Source organism: Mesorhizobium sp. M2C.T.Ca.TU.002.02.1.1, from assembly GCF_003997225.1.
In genome coordinates this window covers 1-1,518 of sequence record NZ_RZTO01001124.1, presented here as the reverse complement: position 1 = coordinate 1,518, position 1,518 = coordinate 1, and the positions used below count along the sequence as shown (strand labels likewise).

The window sequence follows — 1,518 nt, the reverse complement described above, 5'->3', positions numbered from 1 at the left end:
GTGGCGGGCGGAGCTGTCGCCGGCCGGAGCCGGAACCCATGTCGATCTGGTTTGGCAGGTCACGGTCGAGAGGCCGATCCTCAAATTTCTGGCGCCGCTTCTGAAACCAGCCTTCGCCTGGAACCACCGCTGGACCACGCCGCGCGGCGAAGCCGGGCTTCGCCGCTATCTCGCTGCGCAACGAGCGACGAAACCTGCTTGATCACCAGTTTCGGTTGAGCCAGCCGCGAGCGGGTTTTTCGACGATGTAGTAGCTCGCGAGCGCGCAGGCGAACACGGCCGCCAGCATCGGGATCGGCGCGCTGCCGCGCTCATCGACGAATTTGTAGAAAGGCTGCTGCCAGAGATAAAGCGAGTAGGACCACAGCCCGAGCATCACCATCGGCCGCGATGACAACGGTCCTTTCAGAGTACCGCCAGCGAAGTCGAGCGTGTTGACCGCCAGAGCCAGAAGCGGCACGGCGAGGGTGTAATGCAGAGGCGTCGGTATCGGGTTGCTGAAAAGCAGAACGCCCGCGGCCGCGGCCGCAAGAGCCACATAGCGGCTCTTCAGGAAAGCCGGCAGGCGCCCGTCGGCCTTGAGCAGGCAGATCGCGGCGGACAACAGGATCGAGGCGATATGCACGTCGGTGCGCCAGTAGGTGGTCTCGTAGCCCATGCCGAGAACCCCGTACGAAATGGCGCCGTTGGCCATTGCCAGCAGCGCCAGCACGAGCAGCAGCCGCACGACATTCGCCCTTCCGGGAACCACCACGCTGATCAGCGCCAAGAGGATATAGGAGTGCTCCTCGACACAGAGCGACCAGATATGGTCGAGCGCGCCGGCGCGATTGATGAAGATGCCGGCATAATTGTAGGTGAAGGTCAGCGCCGTCAGCGCCGCCTTCCACTTGAAGGCGATGTAGGTGCCGGCAAGGCCGATCATGGCAGCGATCACGAACACAAGCAGCGCTGGATAGATGCGCGAGAAACGCCGCTTGAAGAATTTCTTCAGCGGAAAGCGCTCGATGAACAGGATCTCGCCCATCAGCCGGCCGCTCAGCACGAAGAAGAACTCAACGCCGAGGACGCCGAGATTGATTCCCGGGACCGGAAAGAAATGGCCGATCAGCACCAGGGCGATCGACAGGCCGCGCCAGCCGTCGAGAAAGGCAAGTCTTGTCCTGGCTTCGCTGTCGGCGGCGGTCCGCGGCAGAGCAACGGACGCTGCGGAGATGTCGGTCATACCGTGCCTTCGCAACTCGAGGTCCGTAGCGACGCGTCGCCCGCGTCCGGGACCCTCTGGTATTCCCGCCGGATATATTTTGCAGTGCGGGATAACTTTGTGCAAGTGCGAAGCTGCAATTTGACCGGCGTTTCCGGTCAAACCTTTGTTATGGCAAAGAAAAAGGGGCCGATGCGGCGCCTTCCTTGATCCGCGGCGTCGCCGTTCAGGCGTTTGCCGCGGCCACGGCGCGCTTGGCCATCACCGCGATCAGATTGGCGCGGTAGTCGGCGGAGGCATGGATGTCGCTCATC

At 62.7% G+C, this 1,518-nt stretch carries 1 protein-coding gene and 2 pseudogenes; 1 reads left to right on the top strand and 2 read right to left on the bottom strand.

The window, feature by feature from the left end; all coding sequences use genetic code 11:
- A pseudogene (locus EOD07_RS33970) lies at positions 1–202 on the top strand (hypothetical protein); the annotation flags it as partial.
- Here the strand turns inward: EOD07_RS33970 and EOD07_RS33965 are convergent.
- Together EOD07_RS33965 and EOD07_RS33960 are read right to left on the bottom strand one after the other, a co-directional pair.
- Positions 203–1,225 carry an acyltransferase gene (locus EOD07_RS33965; protein WP_127238314.1) on the bottom strand — a complete coding sequence of 341 codons (1,023 nt, stop codon included), beginning with the start codon at positions 1,223–1,225 and terminating at the stop codon, positions 203–205.
- 205 nt (positions 1,226–1,430) lie between these two features.
- Positions 1,431–1,518 (bottom strand): annotated as a pseudogene (locus EOD07_RS33960) (carbon monoxide dehydrogenase); the annotation flags it as partial.